The following is a 22,947-nucleotide window of genomic DNA, read 5'->3' on the forward strand; positions in this document are numbered from 1 at the left end:
AATTCGCTTGGGGTATTGTAGTATAGGCAAGCGTAAATTTCAACCCACTAGGAGCTAAGACCCACACGTGAAGAGTAGTGTATAATATAGGTATGTTTTATGAGGTGATACCAGGGAAGGTATTTGGCAAGGGAGATATTTTGACCTATACCTATGACGGTTCCCTGGTGCCGGGGCAGATAGTGGAAGTTCCGCTGGGGCGTAGCAAAGCGGTAGGAGTGGTTAGTAAAAAAGTTGCACAACCGAATTTTGCTACCAAGCCGGTTACGAAAGTTTTGTATTCAAGACCATTGCCGGCACATCTAGTTACTACGGCAAAGTTTGTGGCGGATTACTATCAAGTACCGCTAGCTAGCACTCTAAGTTTGATACTGCCAAATGGGGTAGCCAAGAAGCGCCGTAAAACCGAACAAATGTTCGGGAGTGTAAGAAAAACCGAACATACTAAACATTTGTCGCAAATTCCGTTAAATCAGGCCCAGAAAAAGGCTCTAGAAGACCTTTATCAGGCCCCAGGAGCCACAAAGTTGCTGCATGGCGTGACTGGAAGCGGCAAAACCAATATATATCTCAGAATGGCTAAAAATGCCCTTCTAGGGCAAAAATCTACTATACTTCTGGTCCCAGAAATAGCTCTTACTGGACAACTTGTTCGGGTTTTTGAAGAACACTTTGGTAATAAGGTGGTACTGATACATTCTCGTCAGACCGAAGCTGAGCGACACTTAATATTTGATTCCTTACTAGAAGCTGCTGGACCAAAAATCGTAATTGGGCCGCGGTCCGCGCTTTTTGCACCTCTAAAAGACTTGGGTCTGATTATTGTAGACGAGGCACACGAAGGAGCTTACCATCAGGAAAACGCGCCAAAATACTCGGCGATTAGAGTGGCAAGTTTTATGGCTAGTCAGCTGAGGGCTGATTTAATCTTAGGTTCAGCTACCCCTACGGTAGAAGATTATTATTTGGCAGAGAAAAAGGGCGCCTTGGTAAAATTAACAGAGAAAGCAAAGTCTACCGTAGCAGAACCTGAAATAAAGATAATAGATTTAAAAAACAGGGATAAATTTGGCAAGAGTAGATATTTTGCTGATCCCCTGCTATCCGCAATAAGAAAAAACCTAGAGCAGGGGCGACAAACGCTGATTTTTCATAATCGTAGAGGTTCGTCACCCCTGACAATCTGTGAAAATTGTGGCGAAGAAATAATCTGCCCAAACTGTTTCTTGCCTTTAACGCTACATGCAGATAGTTATGAGTTAGCTTGCCATACTTGCGGATATCGGGAACGGGTGCCGATGAATTGTCCTAAATGTGGCGCACCAGGTTTAGTGCATAAGGGGTTTGGGACAAAACTTCTAGAGAGCGAGCTTAAAAAGCTCTTCCCTAGTGCGCGAATCAAGAGGTTTGATGCAGACAACAAGAAAGGTGAGAGCCTGGATGCAGTTTATACAGAGGTGCTTGAGGGTGAGATTGACATATTAGTGGGGACACAGACCTTAGCAAAGGGACTGGACTTACCGCGGTTAGCTACGGTAGGAGTAGCACAAGCGGATGCGGGGCTGAATCTACCGGATTTTATGGCGGAGGAGCGGACTTTTCAGCTGATTACTCAGGTGATAGGGCGGGTAGGACGTGGGCATAGTGATATAGCAGAGGTGTTTATTCAGACATTTCGGCCAGAGAACCCGGTGATAAAGATGGCGGCAACATCTGATTATGAAAGATTCTATGAACATACGATAAGAAAACGACGGGAAGCTGGGTTTCCGCCGTTCATGTTTGTAGCAAAGCTAGAGATCGCAATGAAAACCGAGTCGATAGTACTAAAAAAAGTGCGCGAAGTGGCTGCTACTTTAAGCAAAGATAAACGACTAATAGTCTCGCCACCAATGCCGGCGTTTCATGAGCGGACTAGCCGGGGTTACACCTGGCAGATTGTAGTGCGGGCAAAATCGCGTAAAGCATTGGTAAACGCATGCAGCAATTTAGATCCAAATTTTCGCGTAACTTTTGACCCAGTAGGTTTGTTGTAGAGACATTGGTCATGAAAAAAGCTAGCAAATCTTTCCCTGTTATTTTGCGAAATATTCGTTCTGTGATATAATTAGCTTATGAAAATAATTACCACGCCAGACCCACGGTTAAGACAGAAATCTGAAAAAGTTCATGAGATTGACGAAGAAATCCTTAAGATTATTGAGGATATGCGGAAACTTTCGTTAGGTTGGGAGAAGGAACACCCCTATGAAATGTCGGCAGCGATGGCGGCACCTCAGATGGGCGTAAATAAGCGGATTATCATAGTACGTGACGACATGACAGACAAAGAGAAAGCTACTTTTACGGCATTGATTAACCCCGAGATAATTAAAGCGGATGGCAAGATAAAAACAGATTTTGAAGGATGTTTGTCGGTGCCGTTTATCTACGGTAAAGTACCCCGAGCAACCAAAGTGCGAGTAAAAGCAAAACTAGAAGATGGTACAGAGGTACGGATCAAGGCCACTGACGAGTTAGCACGTACGCTACTGCATGAGATAGATCACTTAGACGGCATTCTGTTCATAGACCATATCAAAGGAGTAAAAGACGCATTTTACGAGATGGATGACAAAGGCGATTTAAAGCCGGTGAACTACGACGATAGAATCGCCAACAACAAAGAGCTGTTCCCTGATGAATAGGATTATCTTTTTTGGCAATGGACCGCTAGCTGAGGCGGCGTTAAGAGTACTAGAACAACATTTTGAAGTAGTTTTTCATGCACATACAAAAGAGGATTTGATGCAAGCGTGCGAGATAAAACGCAAAACGCCGGAGGCTCATGGGGTGCTAGCGTCATTTGGGGTCCTAATTAAGGCTGATGTGTTAGGGCTGTTTGAACCAGAAGGGATACTAAATATCCACCCTTCCCTGTTGCCTAAGTATAGAGGGCCCTCGCCGATAGAAAGTGCAATTTTAGATGGAAATAATGATTTTTCCGTATCTGTTATGAAACTAGTAAAAGCGATGGATGCGGGGCCGATTTATTGGCAGGCGACGCTTTCAGGATCAGAAATTGCTGCAAAAACTGGGACAAGATTAGTCTCTGGTTTAATTCCCTCGAAAGCGGCGATTTATCAAGCGCTGGCCGAAACTGGGGCAAAGTGGATTTGTAAGAATTTAGCAGATTTAAAAGAGCCAACTTCGCAAGACGAGTCGAATGCGACTTTTTGTTCGAAATTCGATAAAAGTATGAGTTTTTTAAAACCGGGAACAAACACAGCAGAGTTAATTTTGCGAAAAATCATAGCTTTTCAGGGTTTTCCAAAAGCGAAATATGCCTTCTACGGCAAAAATTGTGCCATTTTAGCGGCGCATATACTACAGCCGGATGAAACGGCCATTTTACCTTTGACATGCGCTAATGGGCAAATTTTAAGCATAGATAAACTGCAGCCAGATGGTAAGAAACCTATGGATGCGAAAAGTTTTATTAATGGGTATACTAAGCGCTAACTAGCCGGTTGCGATTAGCACGAATCTCTGCCTTCATTTCAGTGATAGTGCGTTCGACGATTTCGCGGTAATCTGGACGATTGACTTCTAGCCATTTTGCAGCTTCAGACTGGTCAGTGATCATGTCAAATTCATTAAGTTGAACTTCGGTGAGCCCCCTGGAAATACGTTCGCCGATGCGAACTTCGAGTTCTTCTTGAATATAGTCCAGAAAGCGCTGCTTTTCGTCTTCTGGCATAGCCGAAAGGCCCATTTCCTGCAAAAACTTTTCGTCAAATTCCATATCTTGATTATAGCACACTGCGCTTATGCTATAAAGTGCGTTTTTTAGATTCGCGAGTAAAGAATTTGAGACGGTCGCCGATTTGAAGGTCAATTTTGCTGGTAGTTTTGAGTGCAAGCCCTCCTGTTTCGCCGGCGGTGAGCTCTTTTACGTCTATCTTTTCCTTTTGGACGGAGGCGACTTCGGCTTCACCAAGATATTCTTTGCCCCTGATTACACGGGCTAGGAACCCGGGCTTAGCGTCGCCTTTCAAAACTTCGCCACCAGCGATAATAGAAGTTTTTTCGGTGCGAAATACACCCAAAACCTTCATTTCGCCTTTATCTTCTTCGATAATTTCGGCGTCAAGAAGGCTTTCCATTTCGTACTTAGCATCATCTAGGAGTTCATAAATAACACGGTAAGTACGGATCGGCACGCCATCGCGTGCGGCCATTTTGGAAATATTGATTGGCACAGACACATTGAAACCGTAAATTACGGTGTTGCCACCGGCGGCCATGTAAACATCGTTTTCGTTGATATCACCTACGCCGGTACTAACAATATTGAGAGTAATTTCGCCTTTAGTATCGATAAGTTTAAGACTATCTACCACAGAAGTAACGGAACCGAGTACATCGCCTTTAATAATAACATTGAAAACCTTAGAGTTGTCGGCTACGTTCATCATACGGAGGAGGTCCGAACTAGTAACATTAGCGCTGGCCGACTCATTAGCTATGGCTTGGGCGTTCAGAAGCGCCATTTTACGAGCAGTCTTTTCGTCCTTGACTTCAGCAAAACGATCGCCAAAATTTGGTAACTCCTTAAAACCGGTAATAGTGACCGGTGTAGATGGCGTAGCCTTACCCCTAGGTTTGCCTTTCCAGTCTAGCATGGTACGAACCTTACCATAGGTAGAGCCAGCTACAATAAACTCACCGACTTTTAGTTCCCCACCAGTAACCAAAAGATTTACTACGGAGCCTTTACCGGTCTCCATATGGCTCTCAATTACCAAACCTTCGGCAGGAATGTCAATGTCAGCTTTAAGCTCTTCAATATCGGCGGTAAGGAGGATCATGTCTAGAAGTTTGTCGAGATTTTGATTCATCTTAGCAGAAATCGGCACCATTGTGATATCGCCACCCCATTCTTCTGGTTGAAGGCCGTGGTTAGATAGATCCGCCATGGTACGTTGGATATCGGCCCCTTCACGATCGATCTTATTGATTGCAACGATAATTTTAGCGTTGGCAGATTTGGCGAAGTTAATAGCCTCTACGGTTTGAGGCTTTACGCCATCATCTGCAGCTACTACAATTACCACGATATCAGTAAGCATAGCACCATGCTGACGGATTGCAACAAAAGCCTCGTGCCCTGGAGTGTCCAAAAAAGTAATTAAGCGGTCGTCATGTTTTAATTGGTAAGCAGAAATATGCTGAGTAATACCACCAGCCTCGCCTTCGACGGTCTTTTTGTTGAGGAGGGTGTCTAGCAGGGTGGTTTTTCCATGGTCAACATGCCCCATTACAGCGACTACTGGAGGGCGAGTAACCGCCTTATCGGATAATTCTCTGCGCAAGTCTGAGGTTCTAGTGGAGGTGTTTTTCTTCTCTAGCTTAACATTCTTCAGACCAAGCTCATCAATAATGATGGAAGCCGTTTCATAATCAAGGCGTTGATTAATAGTGGCAACGATGCCGTTTTTGAATAGAGTTCCAATTAATTCAGTTACAGAAAGGCCGAGCGCTGTAGCGAGCTCGTCAACAGTAATAGAACCAGCAATCTGAATGGTTTTTTCTTCCATAACTCTCTTAATTCTATCACAAAACGAGAAAATATGCTATAATGGGGTTATTCCCGGGTAGCTCAATGGTGGAGCAAGAAGCTGTTAACTTCGAGGTTGCTGGTTCGAGTCCAGTCCCGGGAGCCAAAATGAGCAGATAACCCCCCTTATCTGCTCATTTTTGATAAATACAACTAAAAACAGGCCTGGTGGTTTAGGCAGAAGGAGCAATATGTTAAATAGCTTTACAGAGATAAAACAGCGGGTTTTGGATTTCGAACGGACGAACTACCAGTATTTACAATTTATGAATTCCACTGGCAATTTTAAACAGCTTTTTGACCATTCTGCTCTCATATTTAAGTCTGAGATTGCCAGTAGAGTTGGCTATAGGACCATTAATTTCCGCCCGGATAATTCAGTTTCTAACCCTAAGGCTAAATACGGGGTAATTTCTTTTAAGAACTTTGACAACTTAAAAAAGAAGCTGCTCGAAAATGGTATTCTAGAGGAAGAGTCTTTGAATCAGCATGATGTGATATATTTCAAATTACCAAAAATATACCAAAAACAAGAAATTCAAAAATTTGTAAACGACCTAGCCAATCAAAAAGTTAAATTTCAACAGATAATTACCCCTAATAATCCGAACCCAATGCTCTTTGTGCGGTTAGAGAATCTGGAGAAAATACTATACGAAAACCTACGTCAAACTCATCCATTCGCACAAAAAACCGTAGGGGTAAAAACTCTTAATTTGGCGATCGACTCTTTAAATTTATATTTGTTCTACGCAAATTCGGATAACCGAGATACTAAGCAGTGCCTGAATAAAATTAGGTCTAATCTAGAAGCAATTCGCTATCATATGAAAACTGTAGAAAATCTCGGTATCATTCACGCAAAGAATCTAGAAAGAATTCTTGAGGAAATCATTATAGCTGAACGAATCGTGAAAAAAGAGCTAAAATGCCAGACAATTTAAAAGGTTTTTTGAATCGAGAGTTACATAAGGCCTACTTGGACACCCGGGCAGGTAAGCGAAAAACTCGTGATGAGCATCTTTTTGAATTGAATGATATAGAAAATATCTTGTTATTATCTAAGGATATCCAAGAACGTACTTACAAGCCTTCTCCAAGTAGAGCCTTCGTGATACACGACCCGGTGGCAAGAGAGATTTTTGCGGCGCCATTTCGCGACCGAGTCGTGCATCGTTTTATTTATAACCAGGTTGCTCCGTGGTGGGATAAACGTTTTATTGAAGATTCATATTCCTGTCGAAAAGGCAAGGGTACACTATATTCCCAAAAACGTTTTCAATATCATGCTAGGTCCGTGTCTGATAACTACCATACTGAAATTTTTGCAGCCAAGCTGGATATTAAAAATTATTTTGCCAGTCTAGACCGAAAACGACTTTATCAACGTGCTATTTGGGGACTCGATCGACAGTTTGGAGACTATCAAACTGATCTGTATTGGACTTTGCGCTTTCTGTGGGAGGTGGTGATTTTTGATGATCCAACTAAGAACGTAAAGATTGTAGGGAGCAAAAGAGATTGGCAAGCGTTACCAAGAGAAAAAAGCCTTTTTAATCAGTCTAGGGGCCGCGGAATTGTGATTGGGAATCTAACCTCTCAATTATTAAGCAATATCTATCTAGACCAACTTGATAGATACGTTAAATTTGAACTTGGTCATAAACATTACGGGCGTTATGTTGATGATTTTTATATCTTGGTTAAGATGAATGAAAAACAGCAACTCTTATCCGACATCAAGAAGATTGATTTTTTTCTTAGTGGGCTAGGGTTGACCCTCCATCCGAATAAACGGACTCTGACGAATCTAAAGAATGGCGTGAATTTTACTGGTTCAACTATGTTTCCTGGGTACATAATTCCTGGTAAAAGGGTCAGAAAAAACGCAAAAAGGGCTTTTCGAAATTTTGCTGCAGGTAATGCCGAGTTAGAATCTGTGGTTTCCTACCTTGGGTATATGCAACACGTTAATAGCAAAAAGTTTCTTGCTGCAGTCTTTGATTCCTTAGGCTGGGACTTTGGACCAAAAAACCGCACTGCGGCGGCAAAAGGCCCTGACTCAGCCACACAACGCACCGACTGCGCGTAGGCACGGTCTTCGTTGTTCTCTGGGTTCACGTTGCTGGAATTAAAGTTCAAGTAGTACGCGTTCTTCGCAGACTTCTCAGACGCCGACCAGAAGCAACCGTACTTGCCAACGTTCCTTCGGCGACCATCAAACACCCAACCCGCAAACGTAAGAAAACCCACTTTGTGCCTAAAATAGCCTTGGCGATTTTAGAGATACTAACCTGCTTCTACTCGGTTCGTTGAGTCTCGGCAGAGGGGTTTTAGGTCTTTTATCAGGCTTCCCTAGAACATGAGCCGCTCCTCGGAGTTCCAGCACAGAAACCTGTGGATTTACCCACCTCTATATTGTAACACTGTTGGGATATTTTAAAGAATGAAAATGTTCGATAATGTCTAAAGTAATTTTATTTAGTCTAGTTTTAAAGACGAAACCCTGGTTCTAGGAGTTTGGAAAAGACCCTGACTCAGCCACACAACGCACCGACTGCGCGTAGGCACGGACTCCGATGTCCTCTGGGCTCACGTAACTGGAACTAAAGCCCAAGTAGTACGCGTCCTTCGCAGACTTCTCAGACGCCGACCAGAAGCAACCGTACTCGCCAACGCGCCCTCGGCGACCACCAAACACCCAACCCGCAAACGTAAGACCTAGCTTTTCTCTTAAAGCACTTGAGAGCTCTCTTCCGCTAATTTCATCTTGACCGATGCCTTTCTCAGTGGCGATTTGTTGCTTAAGGCCGTCGACAATTGGTCTCCAGCTCTTAGGTATACTGTAGCCGTGTGGCTTAAGAAGCTTATCTTCCGCCTCGAATAACTCTTTGCTCCACGGGAAATGCCTAATCTCTCTGCCAACCCAAGATTCATCATACACATCACTAGTACCCCAGCTGCTTCTACCATCCGATTCTTGGTCGTAGTTGTAACTAACCGAGTGCTTAAGTATGGCAGTAAGGTCACTAGGAGCGAGAGATCGATTTTCCGGGTCGTTTGGCAGGTCAATCCGTTTGCTCCACTGGTCTCTAGGCAGCATGAACGCATAGTTCTCTGTTTCGAAAATTTCTAAGCTGCGCACACGTTCAACCATTGCTTGTACATAATCTGTGCCCAATTCTGCGAGTTTCTTTCTAATGCTAGATGGCCCGAAGGCCCTTCTAATGTTTTCGGGAGTAGTTTTTAATTGCTTCTTTAAAACATAAACCAGTAAATTGGACGCCAAGCCTAGGTCGTTGCCGAGATATTTCTCCAAATTACCCTCGATATCGGCAATTGTGGTGTCCGGAATAATGTAGCCCATCTCTGCAGCATATTTAGCATCATACTTTTTCCTAAACTCGGTGATTCTGGGGTCTTCGTTGTTGTAAGTATCTAAGGTTTCGATCGGCCGATCCAGCTCCCAGATAAAACGAAAATCTTCCCTGGTAATTTCGGCACCGCTTTGCATCTTGCGGTCAATTTCGATCAACCTTTTCTTGTCTGCGAAGCGTTTCAAGAATTTTTCTCCACCAGGTAACGTTTTAACCTTTGCTTCAACAATTGGGACTAGAGAATCTTCAAGGGCTTGGCCTTCTCCGAGTCCGGAAATCTCGGCGACATTGCCGTCCGTGTCAAGCCGAATCGAAGCGCAGGCGTTCTCGGCTAGCCTATCGTCGTCATCATAGAGTTGGAAGAGGATAAACCTAGCTTGATTAGAGTCGTCATTGCTGTCTTCATAAACTTCGCCATAGCTCCCGGTAGTTAGATAGCTTCTGGCTACCGAAGGAGAAGCGACACACCATGGCGTGCCATCGGCTGCCTTAGCAACGCCCTCTTCGTCTCCCGGTTTGTATTCGACCCATTCGCCACGAACATCTTCGGTACGTTCCGGTGTCGGCATGATAACTTTTTCAGAAAGGAGAAGTCTTGAATATAGTCGGTTAAAATTGCCGGATTTTACTAGGCTACCGAGCTCAGCGTCGCGCTCAGCTTCCGTTCCGTCATCTGTAGCTGTAATAGCTGGGTTATCTTGGTTTAAGCTAAGGTCTTTGCTGGGGTCAATCCCGTAAAAATCTGTAACAGCAGTATAAACCTTGCCTAGCACCGCAGGATTGAGATGTGGGTATGGTGCGACCGAGCTTTTATCACGCTTTCTATAAGTGCCAGACTCACCGTCAAAGACACCCATCTTACTAACACCGTCAATAGTGTAGATTTTAAACCAAAGCGGATATGGACAATCCTCGTGAGAAAGATAATTTACCCAAGAATCAATGGACTCACGTTGTTTATTTTGAATGTCTTGAGCCAGGTAATCTTTTTCGACATCGCTGAGTTCCCGACCTTGGCCATTGTCTCTTAAGATTTGTTCTTGAGTGCGCCAATAACTTTCTGGGATGTTTTGAGGGTCGACAATTAGAGAATCTCGAGTTTTGGCCCAGAGGCGCTTCTCGTATTTACTGCCATGTTTTTTGACTCCCCGATTAATACGTTCTAGATAAGCATCAATTCGTCTTTCCCCATTCTTGCCAACTAGTTTTTCTTTACGGTGTCTTAATTTTTCAAAAGAAGAGTCAACGATTTCGCGATGTCTATCCCTAAAGCTACTGGTGGTCAATACTTTAGCACCAAGCAACCTGTCTGGTGACTGGTCTTGGTTGACATTTTCACTAGTAGAACTGCTGATTCTTTCTGATGGCATAAATACGAAGTTCCTTATGCTTATTTTATCATAAGTTATTTAAAAGTTTAAGTCGGGCCAAAAATTAACCACCAAAAAGTACTTTAAAGAAGCCAAGGGAAACGGCAAGCATAATCAACCCGGCCACCAACACGCCTGACATGATGGCGATAACAGTTTTTTTGAAGTCTAGATTTAAAATGCTGGCAGCGAGAGTACCGGTCCAAGCCCCAGTGCCAGGTATAGGGATAGCTACAAAGAGAAATAGCGCAAAATAGGTGCCATAGTTTCCGGCTTTCTTAAGAAGTTTATTACCAGCTTTTTCGCCTTTCTTAAGACAAAAATTACAAAATTGTTTGAGAGGTTTCCACTTTTTTTTGCTACCCCACTCCAGGAATTTACGCGCAAAAAAGTAGATAAAAGGAATAGGGATCAAATTACCGACGATGGCAACAATCAAAACTAGCCACTCAGGAAGCCCAAGATCCATACCAATGGCTACTGGGATGGCACCGCGTAGTTCAATTAATGGAACCATCGATATTAATAAAACAATAAGGATTTTCCAGAACATAGGTCTATTGTAGCATGTTTTTATGGTTTTTGAGCTAGCCGAAGTCGGGTCAGTTGACGCATGGTATAATAATTTTATGATTGATATCTCAGTAATTGTCCCGGTACATAATGCGGAAAAATTTTTAGGCAGGTGCCTAAAAAGTGTGATAGCTGCACTAGAAAGCGTGAACGGTGAAATCGTATTAGTAGATGACCATTCCACAGATAACTCCGCTCGAGTTATGGAGGATTTTCAAAGAGAACATCTAAAATTGATTCGTGTATTACACTGTAATACACGCGGGGCAAGCGCCGCGCGGAATTTTGGGGTTGCTAGAGCCAAGGGTAGATATCTCTGGTTTATTGATGCAGACGATTACATTAGTAGCAGTGCGATAGCTAGGCTTCTTAGAAAGGCGGACAAGACAAAGGCAGATCTAGTGATGATGGGGGCAGAGCGAATTTATTCCGGAGGACAAAAAGATTATCTCTCACCAGTCTCACCAAAAGAGTCCAATTACAAAAGTCGTTTTGTGCGCTACGGCATGGGTCCCTGGCAAGTATTGATACGTCGAAAGTGGTGGATAGAGCACGCTTTCTCTTTCAAGAAAGGCATCATACACGAAGATATGGAGTTGATGTCTTCGTTGATCCTCTACACTGATAAATTTGTTTCGATTAATGAGCCTTTGTACTTTTATTGTCAGAATCCAGAATCAGTGCTGCATAAGGAAAAGTTTAGTCCGCATATTTTCGACATTTTCCCAGCACTGGAGGGATTATATCAAAAATTTGTGGAGGCTAATGCGACAGAAAAATATCATGATGAACTGGAGTGGTTTTTTATTTGGAATCTTCTTATTGACTCTGCGAAAGATTTCGGTAAATTCCCGGAAGGTAAGTCGGGTTTTGCCCGTTCGCGCAAAATGCTTCAGAAATATTTCCCAGATTGGCGTAAGAATAAATTTTTACGCCAAAAACCATTAAAATTGCGAGTACTAGTCAGATTGAATTATCTTAGAGGCTAAACTGCTTTATAAATTGCTATTTTTTGCTTTTTTCTTCTGCTTCGAGCTTCTTGAAAGCTACTTTACCAACAAGAGTCTGGGGCAATTTGTCGCGGAATTCATAGGCAACCGGTAAGGCGTAGATTGGAACGTTACGTTCTAACAACTCACGAATCTCACGTTCGATCTTCTTTCCTGCCTTGTAACCAGGTTTTAACACAATGAAGGCTTTCGGTACTTGGCCTTTATAGTGATGGTCGATGCCGATGACCGTAGAGGTTAAAACCGCCTCGTGTGAATTAATGATAGATTCGAGGTGAGTAGGATAGATATTGTACCCGGACGAAATGATAATTCGTTTCAGACGTTGGGCAAAATAGATAAGGCCGTCTTTGCCGAGGTAGCCAATGTCGCCCGTGTGAAGCCAAACTTTGCCATCATCGTGCAAGCGAATGGTTTGGGCTGTTTCAGCGTCATCCCCGAGGTAGCCCATCATTACCAGAGGGCCAGAAATACAAATTTCGCCTTCTTCTCCGGCAGGAAGTTCTTTGAAAGTATCATTCTTGATAATCTTAAAGTCCGTGTCTGGGAGAGGTACACCAATGATGCCATCGGCAAAGGTATTTTCCGGTGAAAGGCAAACGGCGCCTGACCCTTCAGTAAGGCCATAGCCAACCCGAATTTTAGCATCAGAGCCATGACTTTTGAGAAATTCGTTAACCCTGTCACGAAGAGTCTGGGTCAGAGCATCGCCACCGCAAATAACCGCGGTAACAGATTTAAGATCATCGCTTTTTAGCTTGGTGTTAACAAGCGCTTCAAATAGGGTGGGGACACCGACGATAAAATTTGGTTCGTTTTTCTTGATGATATCGGCAAACTGCTTATGGGAAAAAGCCGGAATCAAGATACATCCCATGCCTTTACAGAGTGGGGTGTGAATACAAACGCCAAGGCCAAAGCAATGAAAAAGCGGTAAGATTGAAAGCACAGTTGCTCCCGGGACGATTTGGCGAATCATAGTGCCATCACATATGGATTCAGCATTGATGTTTAGGTTTGAGAGTAGAACTGCCTTAGGCGCTCCGGTAGTACCGCCTGAATACATAATCACCGCAGGGTCGGCGCCGCCGCGCTCTTCATGATAATTCCCTTGATAAAAATAGGAGTTGGCAATGAAATCTTCCCAGAGAACCACGCGATTATCGTTGGCTGGAAGACGAACTTTTTTGATGTGGAGAGTATTGTAAAGTTTTTTCTTGAGAAAACCGAGGCCGGCCGATGGACGTACCACAATGATGCGCTCAAGTTGAGCCGTATCACGAAGCCGATAGATTTTGTCAAAAACAGCGTCAATCACAAGAACGTATTTAGATTCGGCAACTTTGATGTAATATTCAAGCTCTTTTTCTGAAGACAATGGGTGAACCATGTTGCAAACAGCGCCGACCATATTCACGGCATACACCATAGTAATGCCCTCTGGAGTATTGGGCATACAAATAGTGACACGATCGCCTTCTTTGACGCCATAATTTTTGAGCGCACGCGCAGTTTTTTCAATTTTTTTAACAAAATTTTTGTACGTAACCTTGTGCCCATAGTAAGTATAGGCAATGTTGTCTGGCCACTTTTCGGCAGATTGCAAAACCATATCTACCATAGAACAATCTGGATATTCGATATGGCTAGGTATGCCGTCTTCGTCGTAGAATTCCAACCAAGGACGTTCCTTGCTCTTCTTATCACTTTTCTTCACAAAAATCTCCTTAAGTACTGCTTAATTATATCATAAGCAAGAAAAATAAGAAAGAGACTAAGATTTAGGCAGCGCTCAAAACGTTCCCTGGCTGCCCACGCAACCAAGCCCTCAAACCTCTGCCATTTGGTAAGCCTTTTGCCTCCAATTCCTGAAGAACACTGATGACTCTGCCTTTTTCTGCATCATCTAGCCTACTCCAATAATTGTTGTATTTACTTGCAGTAACTAAGGTTAGCGGGGCCGTTTCCATAAGGATACCTTCGCCACCTGTACCGCCGATGTTGTCACTCTTGATACGTCGCCTAAACTCCTCTAGGACTCTAGTGCTTTCGTCTGGTTCGGTTTCAATGGTGTAGCCATATTGCTCTTGCAATAAAGTCTTGATTCTCTCAGCTTCTTGGTCAATGAGCGGCTGTGCTTGCTTCATTTTCTCTACGTCAGCGTCTTGGCCTTTTTCATCTAATTCTCTAGCTTGCTCCAAGAAAAGCTTGGATGCCTCTTCTCTGAATAACTTTTTATTCTCTTCCTCAAGCAATTTTGCCATTTCTTCCCTTGCAAGCCCCTCGGCCTTTTCGTTCGATTCACCTTTCGTCTCTTCTTCGGGGTTAAAATCTTGTGTTTGTTCACCTAGAATCTCTTCTAATTCTTCAAAATCTGCCTTTTCTCTTGTGCCTGGAGTAGAAGTTTGCTGCTCATTTGAAGTAGCAGTTGGAGCAGTGGGTTGGCCAGAAGTATTAGAGGGGGTTGCTGCTTTTTCGGAACGTTCACGAATGATCCAAGTCTCCATAGGGTCGTCATAACCTTCATCGGCACCGTAGCTTTCGGCTACATATTTTACGCCTGGCCAGTCTTCCCCAGTAAGACGCTTAAACTCAGCTTCCTTAGACATACCGTATCCGACTTGGAAGGTTTCGCCATCCATGCCTTCTTTGGCGGTCGTTTCCTTGTTTGGGGTCTGATTTTCTAGTTGTTCTGTTGTGTCAGTAGACTGAGGCTCCTCCTCTATAATTTCATTACCACTTGCGCTTTCTGCACTGGATTGAAGTACTCCAGCCATTTGGCCAAACAGCTCTTTCTTTTTAGCTGACTCGTAATCGGAACGATTCTCATCTATCTTTTCGATGGTTTTGTTCATTTGGAATTCTAAGATTTGGTCCCTTTGTTCAGCGGTTATGATGCCGGCGGCCACTGACTCGTCTAGCATTGCAGTCATTTTATCGAATTCTGCTTCTAGGCCCTGTTCATTACGTCCTTGTTCAGATTCAAGATAAGATTCCGTGCGAGTGCGTTTAAATTCCTTGTCTTCGTCCTCAATAATAGCAGCCCCGCGATCTTGGTCTGCAGTACGAAATTGCCATTGGTCTACCTGTTGTTCTGGTAAAGGGTTAGACCCGCCGATATTTTCCCCACCGTTTTTCATTTTTATGTGGCCTTTCTTTTAAGTTTAAGCGCTTTTCCATAATTATAACGCTTTACGACAAAATGTAAAGTGCAAAAAAATAACTCCCTGTTACGGGAGTTATTTTGAGTGTTTTCTACTTCGCAATCGAAAGCGAAATCTTGCGACCTTCTTTGTCGATATCGAGAACCTTGAAATCTTTACGCTCATTTAGAGTGAAGATTTTTTCCGGGTCGACATCGGAGCCCTCACCAAGCTCAGAAACGTGCACTAAAGCCTCCACGGCTGGTGAAATCTGCACAAAAGCGCCAAACGGAGTGATGCGCGTAATAGTGCCTTCCACCTTGGAGCCTTTTTTCAAGCCTTCTACTTCGGAAATCCACGGATCTTCGACTAGCTGTTTCATAGAGAGCGAGAGGCGTTCTTTGTCAATAGCAATGATTTTGGCTTCGATAGTGTCACCAACTTTGACGTAATCGGCAGGATTATTGACGCGTTCCCAAGAGATCTCGGAAATATGAATTAGCCCTTCGATACCGTCGACGTTCACGAACACGCCAAAGTCTACTACGCCGGTAACAACACCTTTAACCACATCGCCAACCTTAAGTTCAGCAAAGCGGGCAGCAAGACCGTCGCGGATGGCTTCCTTCTCTGAGAAAATGAGTTTATTTTCCTTTTTATTGGCGTCGAGAATGCGAACTTTGATAGCTTTGCCAACTAGGGAGTTCAGGCGTTGCAAAATTTCGTCCTTGTCTGCACTGCCAACTCGTGGGTAGTGTTCAGCGGAGAGTTGCGAAACTGGCAAGAAACCGCGGATGCCTTCATATTCTACAAGTAGACCACCACGATTAGCGTCGAACGGAGTAACCTCTACCGTCTCGGCGTTGTCAAGTTTGGCATTGATTTCATCCCAGCCCTTATCTTTGACTGCCTTGCGAAGGCTAAGTAGTACATAGCCGTCGTTCATCTCAGCCTCGATTACTGAAGCGGTAACTTCGTCGCCAACGTTAAGATTACGCGCAAAAGAAGCTTCTTTGCGTGGGACCAAGCCTACACCTTGAGGGCCAAGGTCAATTAGTATTTCGTGTTTTTTAACAGAGAGCACTGTGCCTTTGATGGTGTCCCCTGCAATAACTTTTTTGAATGAATCTTCGCTAGATTGCAAAAGTTCATCCATAGTGATTTTTTTGGCATTTGCCATAGATTAATTTATCCTTCCTTTAGACTCATTCAAAAATGCCGTTTTGTGCGACACTTATGAATGAGCCTAAAACTCTTGTTATTTTAGCAGATTTTGCCAGAAAAGTCTAGGGTTTATCTCGAAGAAAAAGCGATGTAGAATTAGGATATGTATTTGAGTATAGACATCGGGGCTACCAAAACATTAATTGCACTTTTTTCTAAACGCGGGCGAGTGGTACGACGGATAAAATTCCCTACCGCAAAAGGCTCCAAAACTTTTATCAACGATTTAATTGATAATTTAAAAATTTTACAAAAATATAAAATCAAATCCATTGTAGTAGCGGTGCCTGGAGTTGTACAAAAAAATTACTCAGTTCATTTTGGTAATCGTAATTGGGATGATATTGACATTTTTAACCCTGTAAAAATTTTGTTCGATTGTCCAGTCTATTTTGAAAATGACGCTAATTTGGCAGCCGTTTATGAAGGATATAGATTACCGGGACGGACGGTATTTTTGACCTTTTCTACGGGGATAGGGGGCGGGGTAGTGGAGAAAAATAGAATACTGCCGGGGATCAACTTTGAACCTGGGCATAAATTACACCAGTATGGCGGAAAATCTAGTGAGTGGGAAGACATAGCGGCGGCTAGCGCGTTGGAAAAATTCTATCACACGGATCCAGCCACAGATCTGAGAGGCAAGAAAGTAATGCAGGATATTGCCGCTAGGATATATTTAGGGCTACCAGATATAGCACAAGAATTTCATCCCGATAATATAGTACTGGGCGGCCCAATGGGTAAGATTTTCCGACTTTACGCCAAATATTTACCTGAAATCCCTGGCGTAAAATATCGCCGTCCGAAACGACCAAATGAATCTGTGATTTACGGGTGTTACATCTACGCCAAACAGAAGGAGCGGGAGTAATTCCCCGTCCTAGCAATGGACGAGATGTTTCTAAAAAGACTACAAGCGGACTTTCCGGAGTTTAAATTTATTAGTGGCAAGAAATTCGCTTTTCGACCACCAAAAACCATTGTTTTGGGGCCAGCAGAGCCATTCTATGCGCTTTTGACGCTGCATGAAGTATCACATGCGATTTTAAAGCACGAGACCTTTAGAATGGACGTAGAGCGGCTCAGGATGGAAAGCGAGGCCTGGGAAAAGGCTCGTGAGTTAGCTTTGCGATACGATATAGAGATAAATGAAGGCCTAATTCAGGATGAGTTGGATACTTATAGGGATTGGCTACATGTTAAATCTAGGTGCAAAAAGTGCGGATTAACATGTTATCAAACTCCAGATGGGGTATACCATTGTCCCAGGTGCGAAAATTTGACATAAAAAATCAACCCCTGTTTTAGAGGTTGATTCTGCTATGTTAGGCAGCTTTTTTAGCTGGACCACGACGAGAGATCCGACCACCCTTAGCGCCAGCTACACGAGCTAAGGCAGGGTTAGCGGCAAATCCGCCGGTGTGACCATTTTGGCCACCTTTTTTTCCAATACGAGCATAGAACTCTTTGCCGTATTTGGCTTTGTTCGTAGCGGCAGCTTTCATGCCACCAGCTTTAGTTCCAGACATCTAGAACTCCTGTTCTGCCCACCAAATTCTTATAAATTGATAAATCACCACCCTTTTACGAGTGTATGTCTTGTATTATATCATACCGCTTTCGTTTTGTCAATATGCTTTTTCTTAAAAATATGTTTTAAATTGTTTATAGAAACCGAACACTAAATTTAAAAGTTCTGCACAATTTGTGGAAAAATGGGGTTGACATTATGCATATGGTGATATAAAATGGGGTTAGTTTTAAGTAGAATAAACTGCGAGGCTACTTAAAATCTATGTATGACCTAAGGGACTGTTCTATGCGAGCGGTCCCTTCTTTTCTTGAGTGGCTTCTCCTCTTGCTATTTTTGGGGTTTTGCGGTAGAATTGGGGTGTTGGGGTAATAGCTCAGCTGTTTAGAGCGCCGCCTTTGCAAGGCGGAGGTCCAGGGTTAGAGTCCCTGTTACTCCACCACTTTAAGGTTATGGGGATATAGCTCAGCTGGTTAGAGCGCGTCACTGATAATGACGAGGTCTGTGGTTCAAGTCCACATATCCCCACCAGTTTACTTATCCAATCCGCCTATGAGGTGGTTTTTTGTCGGCAATCTATTTCTTTCATTTTTTTCACTAAAAGGTTATAATGAAGGTGCCAGATTTACATTTGTTCAGTATTCGCCCAGATGACAGAATGCGGCTATTTACGCTTTGCTCATTTGGGTAAATGTAGGTCTGGCGACTAAGTAAATAGTCGCATTTTTGTTTAGATGCGGCGGAAAGAGAGGAAAAATGGAGAAGATATCAAATGAGCAAGAGAACGGTGATAGCGGAGCTCTGGACACTAGCAGCCTGACAGAAATGCCGTCGTTTGAGGAGCATATGCAAAAGAATTCGACTAAAAATGGAGAAAAGGCGAACTTTGCTAGACTTGAAGATCTAAATAGCCTTTACGATTTTGAAAATTCAGCAATTTTTGGACATGGCACAGCTTCCGCCGGGAATGGCCATGAAGTCATTGAAAGCATTTTTAGAGAAGGAGTAAAGGGATTCGAATCTCTAGGAAATATGGTAGGAGAAGACCGTGACGATGAAATTTCCGGGTCTACAGACATAACAGACAACACAGTTGGGCTATGGAGTTCCGATGAAGGAGAATTAGAGCCTGCAAAGCTTAGAAGCCATTTGGACCATTGGGAGCACCGTAATGCTAAAAATATAATTTTGCTGCGTTTCCCTCTCGCATACTTTAATATGTCTGAAATTTCTAGCGAACGCGCAAAAGCTTTTTTTACGGTACACGAAGACAAGAATGGACATCTTTGTAATTATATTGACCGACGATTTATCATCGGAAATTATAGTACTGATACCGGGCTAATTGAGCTTAACGAGCATTTTGAACCTGAAATTAATGGTGATTTTAAGGTTGAATTAGATGAACGCCTCAAAAGAGCAAAAGATGAGACTAAGGAGCGCCACGAGAAATTTGGTAAGCTTTACGCTCGACACAATAACAGCGCGCCTGAGACTGAAGGCGAATCTGCAGATGATATGGAAGAGTGGAGTGATGAGGGTTGGGATTAGTCAGGGGCGGAAATTATAATAAGCGGTGCCGGCCGTCAGTTCAGTGTTACGAATTTTGGCGAGTTCTGGGACAGTAACAAAATCGTAACCTTGGCTTCTTAGGTCGTCTATAATTACGGCCACAGCATCTACGGTGGAGTCATAGATGTCGTGCATCAAAATTATTGCACCATCGTGGATTTGCTCTTTCGTAACCGCTAGGATGTCGTCGACGTTTTTACTTTTCCAATCTAGAGTATCTACTGACCATAAAATCATGGGCGTCCCCACGCTATCACGAACTATATTATTGATGTTGCCGTAAGGCGGACGAGTCAGAGTGGAGTCATGCCCTAAAAGATCACCGAATGTCGCCGTAGCTTCAGCGATATCGTCTCTAACAGCTTGAGCAGAAATTTTTATGAGATTTTGATGGTACATGGTATGGCTGGCCACGATATGTCCTTCTTTTTCGGCACGACGAACGATGTCTGGATTAGCGCGGGCCATTTTGCCGAGCATGAAAAAAGTGGCCGGAACGTCTTTCTCGTATAAAACATCTAATAACCTCGATGTGGTGGCGCTTGAAGGACCGTCATCAAATGTAAGCGCTACAAGCATCTTACCACTAACGTCGCGCTTAATCCGTGCATGTTGAGACATAGGTGCAATCTTAATCTTGTCATAGGGGTCTGACACTTTAGAAATAGTAAAATCTAATAAATCTAGAATGGCTAAGACGCCAATCACTAAAACTGCCACGATTTTGAGCCAAGGAAAGCGAATGTCAATACGCCTAAAAAACGATCTGTCTTGCGTACTCATACATAGCGATCCCGGCAGCTACGCCAACATTTACAGAGCGAGTAGAGCCAAAGCTCTCAATGAATCTGACATCGTGAGATTTATCTAGCAATTCAGGCGTGATGCCGTTATTTTCTGAGCCAAAGATTAGAGTGGCGTCTCTTACAAATTTTTTATCATGTAGGGGCAGGGCGCGCGGAGTGTTGTTCTCAATGGCAACCAATTCCCTGTCTGTTTGAGTTTTGAGAAATTCTTCGATAGTGTTATGGTGAATAATTTCAAGATATTTGTCTGTACACATAGCGCCACGACGATTATATTTTTTCTTGCCGATAATATGGACTTTTTGAACGTTAAAAGAGTTAGCTGAACGCACAATAGTACCAATATTGAAGTCGTGTTCGACATTCTCAATTGCAACCTCTAGAGGGGTACGTTTTTTATCCAGCGCAGCAAAAACTTGCTCATTAGATAGACCTTTATACTCATCTACAAGGTTCCGCGTGTCTTCCATAGCTGTATTATACCATGTGCTATAATTATTTTAACCAGAGGAGGTAAAATGGATTTCAACGAATATCAAGAGAAGGCAAAAAAGTACGACTTTTTTGAACCAGAAAATAGTTTAATATCACCTGGATTTATAGAGAAGATATTAGGATTAACAGGTGAAGCCGGCGAAACGGCAGATAAAATTAAAAAGATAATTCGTGACAAAGGTGGGGTGGCCTCAAAGGATGATAAATCTGCAATCATGAAAGAGCTAGGAGACACGTTATGGTACTTGGCTACATTGGCAAGGTACTTGGATATCCCACTATCTGACGTGGCCAAAACGAATATCGAGAAGCTGGAGAGTCGTGTGCGGCGCGGCACGATGCACGGAGAGGGAGATAATAGATAGAAAATCCCCCGGCTTCAGGGCCGGGGGCAGCTCTTATACTGTGAGAGTGATGAAAACAGGTTTTTCCCTGTCCGGCAGGGTAATTTTTATGTCGACCGTGACAACATTATCTCGCTCCTGCTGAGAAGTGTAAATCTTAATGTCTTCGTCTTCGGTTGAGGCCTGGTCGCCCTGCTGAGGAGGTTCTGTCATATCTTCAGTAGGGGGTTCCTTTTTATCGTCTTTTGTATCTCTACCACAGCCTTCGGATGTCTCTTCGATGTTGTCTTCTTCCGGTGCGTAGGATGCGGTAATCTCACTCGAACAATCTTCTGTTTCGGGAGTGGAATCGGTATTTTGCTCGTCGACGATAGCCTGCCAGCCGGTTTTGGGGCCCAAGTGATTGACTAATGCAGGCCAGCTCGGTAAGCCGTTGCTACTGTCAGCAATATCAGATTGCTTGGGTAGTCTACCGGTACGCTCGTAGAAATCTATTAGTTTTTCCCTAACTTGTTCGGTGGTGTACCTTGTTCCTTTACCCTTATGCTCGCTTCCTTTGAATTCACTCATCCAGTTCACCTCCCTTCTGTATGGCTTTCCTGTAACCTGGCGAGTTTCTTTTAAGGCTTTGGCCAGTTTGCGACCTTGCTCAGTTAGGCCATCCGAATTACTGTTCGGTGGCTTAGCTCTGAGCCAAGCAATTCGGGCCGCTTCGTTAAAAGAACCAAAATAAAAAGCATAGTTATTTGGCTGTACCATTTCTGGATCATTGCTTGCTTCTTGAAAACTTAGCATGTGACCGGCAGAGATGGTTTTCTCGACCAGCAAGTCCATTAAATCTTTTTCTGGGTTTTCAGTTTTGAATTTATCGCCATTGTTTTTGCTGAAAAATAGAAGTCTTTGCCATCCCTGCAACAACGGTTGCCCGCCTCCTTTCACGTATAAGTATGAATTAAAGTCCTCTACTCCCACTAGTATATCTCTAGTAATTATACCCCCCCCCGTGAAAAGTCAAATTTTATATTGAGGCCACAAAAATCCCCCAGCTATGGCTGGGGGACAGAAACATATTACGCGGTAGCAAGATCCTGCTTATACCCCCCCCCCGTGGGTGAGATAACGATAGACCAGAGCAGCGCGCTCAGCAACCTCGTCCAGCGAATGATACTCGGTTTGAGTGAGGATTGCTGACTGGGTGACCATCCAGGGTGCGCTCATCAGCTCGGATGTTGTGAACTTCTCCGGATGATGGAGTTCAACCATCTTCTCGCCGACGTACTCGGAGATAGCACTTTCGCGCTCCGACCATTTGTCATAGCGAAATTCCCTCTCCGAACCGTCGTTCAGTCTTAACAGGTAAGCGTGTTTCTTAGCATTCTGTTTCTGTTGTGACATTTTGTATACCTCCAATGTCAGAAAATAAAAGTACTAGCCCATGGTTAGTGGGTTAGCTTGATTGTAGCATATTTTGCTAAAAAAGTCAAGCTCTGGCGGATTGCTGAAGGCAAGCAGTGTTATCTTACAAAAAACACCCCACGAGGGGATGCTTTGCTTTAACAACTTAGTTGTGCAATTTCATCTGTTAGTTCTGTAAAGCTTAATGTTACGTCTGGCGAACCAGAGCTGTTATGATTCAAGCTTGCATAATCATAACCGTAACCGACCTAGCTACCTGTTCCCTTGCGGAAAACCAGGCGCATCAATTCCTTCTCAAGAAAGGAGGTAATCCATCCACACGTTCTCGTACGGATGCCTTGTTACGACTTAACCCCAATCATCTCCCCCACCTTAGGCCGCCGAGGCGGACTTCGGGTGTTGGTGACTCTCATGGTTTGACGGGCGGTGTGTACAAGACCCGGGAACGTATTCACCGCAACATGCTGATCTGCGATTACTAGCG

General features: G+C 43.6%; 22 protein-coding genes, 3 tRNA genes, 1 rRNA gene and 1 pseudogene. 13 read left to right on the top strand and 14 right to left on the bottom strand.

Annotation, left to right across the window (positions count from 1 at the left end; all coding sequences use genetic code 11):
* The first annotated feature begins 104 nt into the window (after window positions 1-104).
* The 3 genes from priA (at window position 105) to G3RUM_RS03665 (ending at window position 3,501) form a co-directional block, all read left to right on the top strand.
* A complete protein-coding gene (gene priA, locus G3RUM_RS03655) occupies window positions 105-2,036 on the top strand; it encodes a replication restart helicase PriA (RefSeq protein ID WP_164998363.1) in 1,932 nt (643 codons plus the stop codon).
* Window positions 2,037-2,114: 78 nt separating this feature from the next.
* Entirely contained in the window at window positions 2,115-2,687 is a 573-nt protein-coding gene (gene def / locus G3RUM_RS03660; protein WP_129735480.1) for a peptide deformylase, read from the top strand.
* Window positions 2,680-3,501, top strand: coding sequence for a methionyl-tRNA formyltransferase (locus G3RUM_RS03665; RefSeq protein ID WP_129735482.1), 822 nt, complete (start codon window positions 2,680-2,682; stop codon window positions 3,499-3,501). Before def ends, G3RUM_RS03665 begins: the two co-directional genes overlap by 8 nt.
* Here the strand turns inward: G3RUM_RS03665 and G3RUM_RS03670 are convergent.
* Both G3RUM_RS03670 and infB read right to left on the bottom strand, forming a co-directional pair.
* Window positions 3,491-3,784, bottom strand: coding sequence for a DUF5663 domain-containing protein (locus G3RUM_RS03670; RefSeq protein WP_129735484.1), 294 nt, complete (start codon window positions 3,782-3,784; stop codon window positions 3,491-3,493). The genes G3RUM_RS03665 and G3RUM_RS03670 overlap by 11 nt on opposite strands.
* A 28-nt stretch (window positions 3,785-3,812) precedes the next feature.
* Window positions 3,813-5,579, bottom strand: a complete 1,767-nt coding sequence (infB, locus tag G3RUM_RS03675) for a translation initiation factor IF-2 (RefSeq protein WP_129735486.1) — start codon at window positions 5,577-5,579, stop codon at window positions 3,813-3,815.
* A 51-nt stretch (window positions 5,580-5,630) separates the two neighbouring features.
* Here infB and G3RUM_RS03680 point away from each other — a divergent pair.
* From G3RUM_RS03680 to G3RUM_RS03690, 3 genes are all read left to right on the top strand, one after another.
* Window positions 5,631-5,705: transfer RNA gene (locus tag G3RUM_RS03680), tRNA-Asn, on the top strand.
* 85 nt (window positions 5,706-5,790) lie between these two features.
* Complete coding sequence (locus tag G3RUM_RS03685) at window positions 5,791-6,543, top strand: hypothetical protein (RefSeq protein WP_129735488.1); 753 nt, start codon at window positions 5,791-5,793, stop codon at window positions 6,541-6,543.
* Window positions 6,528-7,691, top strand: a complete 1,164-nt coding sequence (locus G3RUM_RS03690) for an RNA-directed DNA polymerase (RefSeq protein WP_129735490.1) — start codon at window positions 6,528-6,530, stop codon at window positions 7,689-7,691. Before G3RUM_RS03685 ends, G3RUM_RS03690 begins: the two co-directional genes overlap by 16 nt.
* A 38-nt stretch (window positions 7,692-7,729) precedes the next feature.
* On the opposite strand, the pseudogene G3RUM_RS03920 reads toward G3RUM_RS03690, so the two are convergent.
* The 3 genes and pseudogenes from G3RUM_RS03920 to G3RUM_RS03700 form a co-directional block, all read right to left on the bottom strand.
* Window positions 7,730-7,852 (bottom strand): annotated as a pseudogene (locus tag G3RUM_RS03920) (hypothetical protein); the annotation flags it as partial.
* 259 nt (window positions 7,853-8,111) lie between these two features.
* Window positions 8,112-10,346: a hypothetical protein gene (locus G3RUM_RS03695; RefSeq protein WP_129735492.1), complete on the bottom strand. Its 2,235-nt coding sequence runs from the start codon at window positions 10,344-10,346 to the stop codon at window positions 8,112-8,114.
* Window positions 10,347-10,410: 64 nt separating this feature from the next.
* Window positions 10,411-10,899 (bottom strand): COG2426 family protein, encoded by a 489-nt coding sequence (locus tag G3RUM_RS03700; RefSeq protein ID WP_129735494.1) that lies wholly within the window; start codon window positions 10,897-10,899, stop codon window positions 10,411-10,413.
* 76 nt (window positions 10,900-10,975) lie between these two features.
* On the opposite strand from G3RUM_RS03700, the gene G3RUM_RS03705 reads away from it, so the two are divergent.
* Window positions 10,976-11,908 carry a glycosyltransferase family 2 protein gene (locus tag G3RUM_RS03705; RefSeq protein WP_164998364.1) on the top strand — a complete coding sequence of 311 codons (933 nt, stop codon included), beginning with the start codon at window positions 10,976-10,978 and terminating at the stop codon, window positions 11,906-11,908.
* Window positions 11,909-11,924: 16 nt separating this feature from the next.
* On the opposite strand, the gene G3RUM_RS03710 is transcribed toward G3RUM_RS03705, so the two are convergent.
* The 3 genes from G3RUM_RS03710 to G3RUM_RS03720 all read right to left on the bottom strand — a co-directional run bounded on the left by G3RUM_RS03710 (window position 11,925) and on the right by G3RUM_RS03720 (window position 16,252).
* Complete coding sequence (locus G3RUM_RS03710; protein ID WP_129735498.1) at window positions 11,925-13,646, bottom strand: class I adenylate-forming enzyme family protein; 1,722 nt, start codon at window positions 13,644-13,646, stop codon at window positions 11,925-11,927.
* Window positions 13,647-13,710: 64 nt separating this feature from the next.
* Window positions 13,711-15,069 (bottom strand): hypothetical protein, encoded by a 1,359-nt coding sequence (locus tag G3RUM_RS03715; RefSeq protein WP_129735500.1) that lies wholly within the window; start codon window positions 15,067-15,069, stop codon window positions 13,711-13,713.
* Window positions 15,070-15,184: 115 nt separating this feature from the next.
* Window positions 15,185-16,252 (bottom strand): 30S ribosomal protein S1, encoded by a 1,068-nt coding sequence (locus G3RUM_RS03720; protein ID WP_129735502.1) that lies wholly within the window; start codon window positions 16,250-16,252, stop codon window positions 15,185-15,187.
* 147 nt (window positions 16,253-16,399) lie between these two features.
* Here G3RUM_RS03720 and G3RUM_RS03725 point away from each other — a divergent pair, with 147 nt between their 5' ends.
* Both G3RUM_RS03725 and G3RUM_RS03730 read left to right on the top strand, forming a co-directional pair.
* On the top strand, window positions 16,400-17,170 hold the full coding sequence (locus G3RUM_RS03725; protein ID WP_129735504.1) for an ROK family protein: 771 nt from the start codon (window positions 16,400-16,402) through the stop codon (window positions 17,168-17,170).
* A gap of 24 nt (window positions 17,171-17,194) precedes the next feature.
* Window positions 17,195-17,587 carry a hypothetical protein gene (locus G3RUM_RS03730; protein ID WP_206660908.1) on the top strand — a complete coding sequence of 131 codons (393 nt, stop codon included), beginning with the start codon at window positions 17,195-17,197 and terminating at the stop codon, window positions 17,585-17,587.
* 37 nt (window positions 17,588-17,624) lie between these two features.
* Here the strand turns inward: G3RUM_RS03730 and G3RUM_RS03735 are convergent, their stop codons facing one another.
* On the bottom strand, window positions 17,625-17,828 hold the full coding sequence (locus G3RUM_RS03735) for a con-10 family general stress protein (protein WP_129735508.1): 204 nt from the start codon (window positions 17,826-17,828) through the stop codon (window positions 17,625-17,627).
* A 367-nt stretch (window positions 17,829-18,195) separates the two neighbouring features.
* On the opposite strand from G3RUM_RS03735, the gene G3RUM_RS03740 reads away from it, so the two are divergent.
* The 3 genes from G3RUM_RS03740 (at window position 18,196) to G3RUM_RS03750 (ending at window position 19,381) form a co-directional block, all read left to right on the top strand.
* A tRNA-Ala gene (locus G3RUM_RS03740) sits at window positions 18,196-18,272 on the top strand.
* Between the two features lie 12 nt (window positions 18,273-18,284).
* Window positions 18,285-18,361, top strand: a tRNA-Ile gene (locus tag G3RUM_RS03745).
* 225 nt (window positions 18,362-18,586) lie between these two features.
* Window positions 18,587-19,381, top strand: a complete 795-nt coding sequence (locus tag G3RUM_RS03750) for a hypothetical protein (RefSeq protein WP_129735510.1) — start codon at window positions 18,587-18,589, stop codon at window positions 19,379-19,381.
* Here the strand turns inward: G3RUM_RS03750 and G3RUM_RS03755 are convergent, their stop codons facing one another.
* The gene (locus G3RUM_RS03755; RefSeq protein ID WP_129735512.1) at window positions 19,382-20,185 is read right to left on the bottom strand and encodes a polysaccharide deacetylase family protein; all 804 of its coding nucleotides are present in this window, start codon (window positions 20,183-20,185) and stop codon (window positions 19,382-19,384) included. It lies immediately after the preceding gene.
* Window positions 20,157-20,678 (bottom strand): TrmH family RNA methyltransferase, encoded by a 522-nt coding sequence (locus G3RUM_RS03760; protein WP_129735514.1) that lies wholly within the window; start codon window positions 20,676-20,678, stop codon window positions 20,157-20,159. The genes G3RUM_RS03755 and G3RUM_RS03760 overlap by 29 nt, the downstream gene beginning before the upstream one ends.
* 48 nt (window positions 20,679-20,726) lie before the next feature.
* On the opposite strand from G3RUM_RS03760, the gene G3RUM_RS03765 reads away from it, so the two are divergent.
* Window positions 20,727-21,068, top strand: a complete 342-nt coding sequence (locus G3RUM_RS03765; RefSeq protein ID WP_129735516.1) for a nucleoside triphosphate pyrophosphohydrolase family protein — start codon at window positions 20,727-20,729, stop codon at window positions 21,066-21,068.
* A gap of 33 nt (window positions 21,069-21,101) precedes the next feature.
* On the opposite strand, the gene G3RUM_RS03770 is transcribed toward G3RUM_RS03765, so the two are convergent.
* The 3 genes from G3RUM_RS03770 to G3RUM_RS03780 all read right to left on the bottom strand — a co-directional run.
* Window positions 21,102-21,965: a hypothetical protein gene (locus G3RUM_RS03770; RefSeq protein ID WP_164998366.1), complete on the bottom strand. Its 864-nt coding sequence runs from the start codon at window positions 21,963-21,965 to the stop codon at window positions 21,102-21,104.
* A gap of 174 nt (window positions 21,966-22,139) precedes the next feature.
* Window positions 22,140-22,442 carry a hypothetical protein gene (locus tag G3RUM_RS03775; RefSeq protein WP_129735520.1) on the bottom strand — a complete coding sequence of 101 codons (303 nt, stop codon included), beginning with the start codon at window positions 22,440-22,442 and terminating at the stop codon, window positions 22,140-22,142.
* 320 nt (window positions 22,443-22,762) lie between these two features.
* Window positions 22,763-22,947, bottom strand: a 16S ribosomal RNA gene (locus tag G3RUM_RS03780); the annotation flags it as partial.

The sequence above is a fragment of the Candidatus Nanosyncoccus alces genome, assembly GCF_004138395.1.
GTDB lineage: Bacteria > Patescibacteriota > Saccharimonadia > Saccharimonadales > Saccharimonadaceae > Nanosyncoccus > Nanosyncoccus alces.

Excerpts from the sequence above, each read along its gene's own strand:
- def (WP_129735480.1), top strand. The coding sequence starts at position 2,115 with ATGAAAATAATTACCACGCCAGACCCACGGTTAAGACAGAAATCTGAA.
- G3RUM_RS03665 (WP_129735482.1), top strand. The coding sequence starts at position 2,680 with ATGAATAGGATTATCTTTTTTGGCAATGGACCGCTAGCTGAGGCGGCG.
- G3RUM_RS03670 (WP_129735484.1), bottom strand. The coding sequence starts at position 3,784 with ATGGAATTTGACGAAAAGTTTTTGCAGGAAATGGGCCTTTCGGCTATG.
- infB (WP_129735486.1), bottom strand. The coding sequence starts at position 5,579 with ATGGAAGAAAAAACCATTCAGATTGCTGGTTCTATTACTGTTGACGAG.
- G3RUM_RS03685 (WP_129735488.1), top strand. The coding sequence starts at position 5,791 with ATGTTAAATAGCTTTACAGAGATAAAACAGCGGGTTTTGGATTTCGAA.
- G3RUM_RS03690 (WP_129735490.1), top strand. The coding sequence starts at position 6,528 with ATGCCAGACAATTTAAAAGGTTTTTTGAATCGAGAGTTACATAAGGCC.
- G3RUM_RS03695 (WP_129735492.1), bottom strand. The coding sequence starts at position 10,346 with ATGCCATCAGAAAGAATCAGCAGTTCTACTAGTGAAAATGTCAACCAA.
- G3RUM_RS03700 (WP_129735494.1), bottom strand. The coding sequence starts at position 10,899 with ATGTTCTGGAAAATCCTTATTGTTTTATTAATATCGATGGTTCCATTA.
- G3RUM_RS03705 (WP_164998364.1), top strand. The coding sequence starts at position 10,976 with ATGATTGATATCTCAGTAATTGTCCCGGTACATAATGCGGAAAAATTT.
- G3RUM_RS03715 (WP_129735500.1), bottom strand. The coding sequence starts at position 15,069 with ATGAAAAACGGTGGGGAAAATATCGGCGGGTCTAACCCTTTACCAGAA.
- G3RUM_RS03720 (WP_129735502.1), bottom strand. The coding sequence starts at position 16,252 with ATGGCAAATGCCAAAAAAATCACTATGGATGAACTTTTGCAATCTAGC.
- G3RUM_RS03725 (WP_129735504.1), top strand. The coding sequence starts at position 16,400 with ATGTATTTGAGTATAGACATCGGGGCTACCAAAACATTAATTGCACTT.
- G3RUM_RS03730 (WP_206660908.1), top strand. The coding sequence starts at position 17,195 with ATGTTTCTAAAAAGACTACAAGCGGACTTTCCGGAGTTTAAATTTATT.
- G3RUM_RS03735 (WP_129735508.1), bottom strand. The coding sequence starts at position 17,828 with ATGTCTGGAACTAAAGCTGGTGGCATGAAAGCTGCCGCTACGAACAAA.
- G3RUM_RS03750 (WP_129735510.1), top strand. The coding sequence starts at position 18,587 with ATGGAGAAGATATCAAATGAGCAAGAGAACGGTGATAGCGGAGCTCTG.
- G3RUM_RS03755 (WP_129735512.1), bottom strand. The coding sequence starts at position 20,185 with ATGAGTACGCAAGACAGATCGTTTTTTAGGCGTATTGACATTCGCTTT.
- G3RUM_RS03760 (WP_129735514.1), bottom strand. The coding sequence starts at position 20,678 with ATGGAAGACACGCGGAACCTTGTAGATGAGTATAAAGGTCTATCTAAT.
- G3RUM_RS03765 (WP_129735516.1), top strand. The coding sequence starts at position 20,727 with ATGGATTTCAACGAATATCAAGAGAAGGCAAAAAAGTACGACTTTTTT.
- G3RUM_RS03775 (WP_129735520.1), bottom strand. The coding sequence starts at position 22,442 with ATGTCACAACAGAAACAGAATGCTAAGAAACACGCTTACCTGTTAAGA.